Origin of the sequence: Methylibium sp. (assembly GCF_013817365.1) — a bacterium.
Classification (GTDB): domain Bacteria; phylum Pseudomonadota; class Gammaproteobacteria; order Burkholderiales; family Burkholderiaceae_C; genus Methylibium.
In genome coordinates this window covers 3,307-11,436 of record NZ_JACDCU010000082.1, presented here as the reverse complement: position 1 = coordinate 11,436, position 8,130 = coordinate 3,307, and the positions used below count along the sequence as shown (strand labels likewise).

Sequence of the window (8,130 nt, the reverse complement as noted above, 5' to 3'; positions counted from 1 at the left end):
CAGCGATGGACGTTCTGGCCGAGCGGCTGGCACGCGCCGCGCTCGACCGCGAGCCGGTGCGCGAATCGGGCTGGAGCGGCAGGCTCAAGGAGGCCGGCGCCGCGCTCGGCTTGCGCCGCGAAGGCGCCACGACGCCGCGCGAGGAGGCGATGCGCGCGCTGGCCGAGCGGCTCGATGCCGACATCCGTCGCTCGACCGACCAGCTCATCCAGTTGCACGGCCTCGGCGGCCATGCCACCAACGTGGTGCTCACGCGCCTGGCCGAACACTACGCCGTGCACCAGCCCCTCAGCGAAGGCAAGGCAGCGGTGTGGGGCGGCGTACTCACCGGCGCCCTCGCCGGTCTGAAGGCCGACATCGCCAGCGCCGGCATGACGCTCGGCGGCGGCCTACTGGCCGGCGGCGTGCTCGGCGCGCTCGGTGCCGCCGGGCTGGCGCGCGGTGTCAACCTGCTGCGCGGCGATACGCCGTCGCTGGCCTGGTCGGACACGGTGCTCGACGAGCTGGCGCGTTCGGCCCTGCTCGGCTATCTGGCGGTGGCGCACTACGGGCGCGGCCGCGGCGAATGGGCGGCTGCCGAACACCCGGATTTCTGGTCGGACAGCGTGAGCGCCGTGCTCGAAACCCACACCGAGGCCCTGCACGCGCTATGGGCCGAGCGCAGCACGGCGGGCTCGGCACCGACGGCCGCGGCGCCGCTGCGCAAGGCACTGCGCACGCTGCTGGCCGAAGCGTGCGCCGAGCTGCTGGCCCGGCTCTATCCGCAGGCGCCGACCCTCGATGTCGAAGATTCTGGGCTTGACAGCGATCCCGATGTACATAGACTGTACATACCCGAGCCGGGCCGATCTCCCAGGAGCACTACGCCATGAGTTCAGCAGCCACCCTGCGCATCGTCGTCCAGGCGACGCCCCAGGAAAAATCCGCCATCGCGGCCAAGGCCAAGAAGCTCGGCCTGCCGATCTCCGAGCTGATGCGCCGCGGCGCCGTGGCCTACGAGTCGCAGGAGGCCGATGACGAGCTGGGCGCGCTGGCCGATGCGGCCAAGGCCGCGACTGATCGCGCTGGCGCCGCCATCGACGATTCGCTCGCCTTCATCGCCTCGAGCAACGAGCGCATCGCCGCGATGGAGCGCCGCGCCGGCGGCTCCAAACCCGCGCCCCCCACCGCGGCCGCGCGCGTGCGCAAGGTTGCCTGATGAGCGTGACCGACCGGGTCTGGGGCGCTCTGAGTTCTGTGATCAAGCTGGAAGACCGCGTAGTGCGTCAGAGCGAAGCCATCCAGACGCAGCAGCGCAAGATCGAAAACCTCACCGAGCGCGTGATCCGGCTCGAAGCCCAGCTCGAACTGCTGACCAGCGCCAGCCTGGTCAAGCGGCTCACCCGGCCTGCGGGGAACTGAGCCGGAATATGCCCATCGTTGCGGTCGGGCTGCTGTGACGGCATCCGCCGCGACCCCGCTGCTACACTTTGGCCCGTCAGGAGAGAGCTTCCTTCGAGGGAGCCGCCGAAGGCGCAGAGGCAAGCCCTCGAACGCTCAGGCAAAAGGACTGACGCATTACCTCACTGGAGAGAGGCCGCCCCAGAGGCGGCTCACCGAAGGGGCAAGCCCCGCCGCCGCGATACCCTCGCGACCGGCGAGCCGAATCTCTCAGGTACCCAGGACAGCGAGGGCAGGCTCCACCGTTTTTGCGGTGGCTCCATCAACGCCCTCGAAAGTCACTCCATGTCCGAAGCCAACACCGCGGCCCTGCACAAGACGCCGCTGCATGCGCTGCACCTCCAGCTCGGCGCGAAGATGGTGCCGTTCGCCGGCTACGACATGCCGGTGAGCTACCCCCGCGGCATCCTCGGCGAACACCGCCATTGCCGCGCCGCGGCCGCGCTGTTCGACGTTTCGCACATGGGTCAGATCCGGCTCGACGGCCCCGATGCGGCTCGCGCGCTCGAATCGCTGGTGCCGGTCGACGTGCTCGGCCTGACCGAGGGCAAGCAGCGCTACGGCTTCTTCACGAACAGCAGCGGCGGCCTGCTCGACGACCTGATGATCACGCGGCCGCAGGCTTCGGCCGGCGTGGGCGATCTGCTGCTGATCGTGAATGCGGCCGGCAAGGATGCCGACTTGGCCCACCTCCTCACCCACATCGGCCACCGCTGCCGCGTGCAGGCGCTGCCCGAGCGGGCGCTGCTGGCGCTGCAGGGGCCGCAGGCGGTGACCGCCCTGGCCCGCCTTGCGCCCGGCGTGGCGGAGTTGAGTTTCATGAGCGGTGGCGCCTTCGAGCTGGCCGGCATTCCCTGCTACCTCACCCGCTCCGGCTACACCGGCGAAGACGGTTTCGAGATCTCGGTTCCCGCCGAATCCGCCGAGACGCTGGCCCGCGCGCTGCTCGCTCAGCCGGAAGTGGAGCCCGCCGGCCTGGGCGCGCGCGACACCTTGCGGCTGGAAGCCGGCCTGTGCCTGTACGGCCACGACATCCATGCCACCACCACCCCGATCGAGGCCGGGTTGGGGTGGGCCATCCAGAAGGTGCGCTGGCCGGGCGGCGCTCGCGCCGGCGGCTACCCGGGCGCCGACGTCATCGCCGCGCAATTGGCCACCGGCACCTGCAACAAGCGGGTCGGTCTGGTCGGCCTGGAGCGGGTGCCGGTGCGCGAGGACGCGGAAATCGTCGATGGCCACGGCCACCGGCTCGGCCATGTGACCAGCGGCACCATCGGCCCGAGCACGGGCCAGCCCATTGCCATGGCCTACCTGGCCAGCAACCACTGCGCCGTCTCGCACGAGGTGTTTGCGCTGGTGCGCGGCAAGCCCCTGCCGATGCGCGTGACCGCCCTGCCCTTCGCGCCGCACCGCTACAAGCGAAGCTGAGTCCGCCAACTCGCGAGCGCCGGCGTCGACAAGGACTTGCCCGCGGCCCGACCGGCCGGCGTTCCACCGATCACCCGTTCCCCCCTTCGCAACCACCGACAAGAGGAAAGCCATGACGACCAAGTACACGACCGATCACGAGTGGGTCAACATCGAAGATCACGATGCGGCCGTCGTCGGCATCACGCAGCACGCGCAGGACGCGCTGGGCGACGTGGTCTTCGTCGATCTGCCGGCTGTGGGCAGCAGCTTCGCGATGGGCGACGTGGCCGGCGTGGTCGAGTCCGTCAAGGCTGCGGCCGACCTCTACATGCCGGTGAGCGGCGAAGTGGTCGAGGTCAACGAGGCGCTGCGCGCCGAGCCGGCGCTGGCCAACACCGACCCGCTCGGCCACGGCTGGTTCTTCAAGGTCAAGGTCTCCGACATGACCGAGTTCGACCAGCTCATGGACGCACCCGCCTACGAGCAGCTCGTCAAGGACAGCTGAATCGCTTTTGCCGCGGTGCGAGTCCCTCACGAGGGGGCGCACTGTCCGACCAATGCGCCCGCCACCGCGGGCTCGATGCCGAGGATCTTCTTTCATGCTGATGTCTGCCTACCGGTCGCTCACCGAACTCGAGAACGCCGACGAATTCGTCGCCCGCCACATCGGCATCGATGCCGACGACGAGCGTCGCATGCTCGCCGCCATCGGCACGGGCGCGCCGGGCTTCACCCGCCGCGCGCTCATCGACGCCATCGTGCCGCGCAGCATCGTGCGCTCCGCGCCAATGGCGCTGCCGCCCGCTGCGGGAGAAGCGCAAGCGCTAGCGGAACTGAAGACGATCGCCGCGAAGAACCGCGTGCTCAAGAGCTTCTTCGGCCAGGGCTATCACGGCACGCACACGCCCGGCGTGATCCTGCGCAACGTGCTCGAGAACCCGGCCTGGTACACGGCCTACACGCCCTATCAGGCCGAAATTTCCCAGGGCCGGCTCGAAGCTCTGCTCAACTTCCAGACCATGGTCGCCGACCTGAGCGGCCTGCCCGTCGCCAACGCCTCCATGCTCGACGAGGCCACTGCCGCCGCCGAGGGCATGCTGCTGGCCGCGCGCGTCGGCAAGAGCAAGAGCAAGAGCTTTTTCGTCGCCGACGACGTGCTCCCACAGACGCTCGAAGTGGTGCGCACCCGCGCCGCACCGCTCGGCTACACCGTGACGGTCGGCCCGGCCGAGGCTGCGGCCGAAGGCGAGCACTTCGCCGCACTGTTCCAGTACCCGGGCCTGAATGGCCGAGTGCGCGACCTCGCGCCGCTCATCGAGGAACTGCATGCCAAGGGCGCGCTGGCCATCGTGGCCGCCGACCTGCTGGCGCTCACGCTGATCACGCCGCCCGGCGAGATGGGCGCCGACATCGCCGTGAGCACCACCCAGCGTTTCGGCATGCCGATGGGCGCCGGCGGGCCGCACGCCGCCTACATGGCCTGCCGCGACGAATTCAAGCGTTCGCTGCCGGGCCGGCTGGTCGGCGTGAGCGTCGATGCGCACGGCGCACCCGCCTTGCGCCTGGCCCTGCAGACCCGCGAGCAGCACATCCGCCGCGAGAAGGCCACGTCCAACATCTGCACGGCGCAGGTATTGCCGGCGGTGGTCGCGAGCATGTACGCCGTCTATCACGGGCCGCAGGGACTCAAGCGCATCGCCCAGCGGGTCGCGAGCTACACGGCCGTGCTGGCCGCGGGGTTGCGCCACCTCGGCTGCACGCTGGCGCACGAGGACGCCTTCGACACGATCGAAGTGCCCAGCGGCGTGCACACCGACGCCGTGCTCAAGGCCGCGCGCGAGGCCGGCGTCAACCTGCGCCGTGCCTCGGCCGGCTCGATCGGCATCACCCTCGACGAGACCACCACGCAAGCCGACCTGTTGCTGCTGTGGCGCGTGATCCCCACGGCGCTCGGCATGGCCGCCGCGCCGGTGCTGCGCGCCGGCGAGATGCGCGGCCAGGACAGTGCAGCGGCGCGCGAGCGCGCGGTCGACAAGAGCCTGCAGGCGCTGCTCGCCAAGTTCGACAAGGGCATCTCGCCGCTGCTGCCCGAAGGCCTGCGCCGCAACAGCGCCTACCTCGCGCACCCGGTGTTCAACACCCACCACAGCGAGACCGAGATGCTGCGCTACATCCGCAGCCTCTCCGACAAGGACCTCGCGCTCGACCGCACGATGATCCCGCTCGGCTCGTGCACGATGAAGCTCAACGCGACCAGCGAGATGATGCCCATCACCTGGCCTGAGTTCGCGAACATTCACCCGTTCGCGCCGGCCGAGCAGTTGGCCGGCTATGCGGAGCTGGACGCGCAACTGCGCGAGTGGTTGTGCCAGGCCACCGGATACGGCGGTGTCAGCCTGCAGCCCAATGCCGGCTCGCAGGGCGAGTACGCGGGTCTGCTGATCATCAAGGCCTGGCATGCCTCGCGCGGGCAGGCGCATCGCAACATCTGCCTCATCCCCGAATCGGCGCACGGCACCAACCCGGCCAGCGCACAGCTCGCCGGCCTGAAGCCGGTGGTGACAAAGTGCGACGACGAAGGCAACGTGGACCTCGCCGACCTGCAGGCCAAGTGCGAGCGGCACAGCGCGAACCTCGCCGCGGTGATGATCACCTATCCGTCCACCTACGGTGTGTTCGACTCCCACATCAAGGAGCTGTGCGCGCTGGTGCACCGCCACGGCGGGCGCGTGTACGTGGACGGCGCCAACATGAACGCGCTGGTCGGCGTGGCGGCGCCCGGCGAGTTCGGCGGCGACGTGAGCCACCTCAACCTGCACAAGACCTTCTGCATTCCGCACGGCGGTGGCGGCCCCGGCGTGGGGCCGGTGTGCGTGGCGGCGGACCTGGTGCCTTTCCTGCCGGCGCACCGCACCGGCGGCGTGGGCCTCGAGACCAGCGTGGGCGCCGTCTCCGCGGCGCCGCTGGGCAACGCCGCGGTGCTGCCGATCAGCTGGATGTACATGCGCATGATGGGCACGGACGGCCTGACGCTCGCGACCGAGACGGCGATCCTCAGCGCCAACTACATCGCCGCACGGCTTGCCGATCATTACGACATCCACTTCAGCGGCAACATCGACGGCGTCAAGGGCGGTGGCGTAGCGCACGAGTGCATCCTCGATCTCCGGCCGCTCAAGGAGACGAGCGGCATCACCGCTGAGGACGTCGCCAAGCGGCTGATCGACTACGGCTTCCATGCGCCCACGCTCAGCTTCCCGGTCGCAGGCACCCTGATGGTCGAGCCGACCGAGAGCGAATCGCTGCCCGAGCTCGACCGCTTCATCGAGGCGATGATCGCCATCCGCGGCGAGATCGCCAAGGTGGAATCGGGCCAGTGGCCGCGCGAGGGCAACCCGCTGAAGCTCGCCCCGCACACCGCTGAGGTACTGCTCACCGCGGACTGGCCGCATTCGTACAGCCGCGAAGAAGCCGCCTTCCCGCTACCCGCCCTGCGCAGGCAAAAGTACTGGGCACCGGTCGGCCGGGTGGACAACGTGCACGGCGACCGCAACCTGTTCTGCAGTTGTGCCCCCGTGCTCGCCGACGAGACCGCTGTCGAGGCGACCGCATGAGCGGCATCACGGTCCGCGCGGACTGAGCAAAGAAGTACTTCATGGCCCTCTCCGTCTTCGAACTGTTCAAGATCGGCATCGGTCCGTCGAGTTCGCACACCGTCGGCCCGATGCGCGCGGCTCGCCTGTTCGCGCTGCGCCTGGAGCATGCGGGCCTGTTGGGGCAGACCACGCGCGTCGTCTGCGAGCTCTACGGCTCGCTCGGCGCCACCGGCAAGGGCCACGGCTCGGACAAGGCGGTGCTGCTCGGCCTGCTCGGCGAAGAGCCCGACACGGTCGATGTCGATGCCGCGCCCGCACAGCTCGAAGCGCTGCGCACGAACAAGCGCCTGGCCCTGCTCGGCCGCCACGAGATCGCCTTCGACGAGCCGCGCGACCTGATCTTCAAGCGCCGCCAGAGCCTGCCGCTGCACCCGAACGGCATGCGCTTCGCGGCTTTCGATGCGAGTGGCGCCCCGCTGGCCGAGCGCAGCTATTACTCGGTGGGGGGCGGCTTCGTCATCGGCGACGAGATCGCGCCCGACGGCAGCCACCAGCCGGTGATCGGCCCCGACACCACGCTCGTGCCGCATCCGATACGCAGTGGCGACGAGCTGCTCGAGATCACGCGCCGGCTGGGCTGCTCGATTGCCGAGGTGGTGCGACGCAACGAACGGGCACTCGCCAAGCTCGGGCCTACCGACGCCGATATCGACGCCGGCCTGCTGAAGATCTGGCGCGTCATGCAGGCCTGCGTTGAGCGCGGCCTGAAAAGCGAGGGCGTGCTGCCCGGCGGCTTCAAGGTGCGGCGCAGGGCCGCGAAGTTGCACCGCGATCTGAATGCCGAGGCTGGCCTGCAGGCAACCGACCCGCTGCAGGTGCTCGACTGGGTCAACCTGTTCGCGCTGGCGGTCAACGAGGAGAACGCGGCTGGTGGGCGCGTCGTCACAGCGCCGACCAACGGCGCGGCCGGCATCGTGCCGGCGGTGCTGCACTACTACACGCGCTTCGTCGAGCGCGATGCCGCCAAGGCGGAGCGCGGCGTCATCGACTTCCTGCTCACCGCCGGTGCCATCGCCATCCTCTACAAGGAGAACGCCTCGATCAGCGGGGCGGAAGTCGGCTGCCAGGGCGAGGTCGGCGTGGCCTGCTCGATGGCGGCGGGCGCCCTGTGCGCCGTGCTGGGCGGCACGCCGGAGCAGGCGGAGAACGCGGCCGAGATCGGCATGGAGCACCATCTGGGCCTGACGTGCGACCCGGTCGGCGGGCTGGTGCAGATTCCCTGCATCGAGCGCAACGCCATCGCTTCGGTCAAGGCCATCAACGCCGCGCGCATGGCGCTGCGCGGTGACGGCAGCCACCACGTGAGCCTCGATCAGGTGATCAAGACCATGCGCGAGACCGGCGCCGACATGCAGACCAAATACAAGGAAACGGCGCGCGGCGGGTTGGCGGTGAACATCATCGAGTGCTGAGTGCTTCGGCTGACGCCGCCGGCTTCACGCCTTCGGCGACGGCAAAATGCGATGCCCCAGCGCGCCGCTTCCTCGACGGCGTATTCCCGTTCATCGCTCGGCCCATGCTTAGCTGCAGGCACGCCGATTGCCAACGCTGAGCGGTGCAAAGCCGGCGAGTTTGTTCCGCGCCGGTGCTGTTCCCCCGGCGCCGGCTGTCTTTCAGCCGGCGC

General features: G+C 69.7%; 7 protein-coding genes, 1 pseudogene and 1 riboswitch. Of the genes and pseudogenes, 7 read left to right on the top strand and 1 reads right to left on the bottom strand.

Annotated elements, in window-relative coordinates:
* The 7 genes and pseudogenes from H0W38_RS07435 to H0W38_RS07405 form a co-directional block, all read left to right on the top strand.
* Positions 1-872 (top strand): annotated as a pseudogene (locus H0W38_RS07435) (hypothetical protein); the annotation flags it as partial.
* Complete coding sequence (locus tag H0W38_RS07430) at positions 869-1,198, top strand: hypothetical protein (RefSeq protein ID WP_292452556.1); 330 nt, start codon at positions 869-871, stop codon at positions 1,196-1,198. The pseudogene H0W38_RS07435 and the gene H0W38_RS07430, both read left to right, overlap by 4 nt.
* Complete coding sequence (locus H0W38_RS07425; RefSeq protein WP_292452554.1) at positions 1,198-1,401, top strand: hypothetical protein; 204 nt, start codon at positions 1,198-1,200, stop codon at positions 1,399-1,401. Before H0W38_RS07430 ends, H0W38_RS07425 begins: the two co-directional genes overlap by 1 nt.
* A gap of 67 nt (positions 1,402-1,468) precedes the next feature.
* A riboswitch (glycine riboswitch) is annotated at positions 1,469-1,562 on the top strand.
* A gap of 163 nt (positions 1,563-1,725) precedes the next feature.
* Positions 1,726-2,868, top strand: a complete 1,143-nt coding sequence (gene gcvT / locus H0W38_RS07420) for a glycine cleavage system aminomethyltransferase GcvT (protein ID WP_292452552.1) — start codon at positions 1,726-1,728, stop codon at positions 2,866-2,868.
* A 112-nt stretch (positions 2,869-2,980) separates the two neighbouring features.
* Positions 2,981-3,355, top strand: a complete 375-nt coding sequence (gene gcvH / locus H0W38_RS07415) for a glycine cleavage system protein GcvH (RefSeq protein ID WP_292452550.1) — start codon at positions 2,981-2,983, stop codon at positions 3,353-3,355.
* A 94-nt stretch (positions 3,356-3,449) separates the two neighbouring features.
* On the top strand, positions 3,450-6,464 hold the full coding sequence (gene gcvPB / locus H0W38_RS07410) for an aminomethyl-transferring glycine dehydrogenase subunit GcvPB (protein WP_292452548.1): 3,015 nt from the start codon (positions 3,450-3,452) through the stop codon (positions 6,462-6,464).
* 41 nt (positions 6,465-6,505) lie between these two features.
* Positions 6,506-7,918 (top strand): L-serine ammonia-lyase, encoded by a 1,413-nt coding sequence (locus H0W38_RS07405; protein ID WP_292452546.1) that lies wholly within the window; start codon positions 6,506-6,508, stop codon positions 7,916-7,918.
* Here the strand turns inward: H0W38_RS07405 and H0W38_RS07400 are convergent.
* A partial coding sequence (locus H0W38_RS07400) for a hypothetical protein (RefSeq protein ID WP_292452544.1) occupies positions 7,905-8,130 on the bottom strand: 226 nt, incomplete at its 5' end. The genes H0W38_RS07405 and H0W38_RS07400 overlap by 14 nt on opposite strands.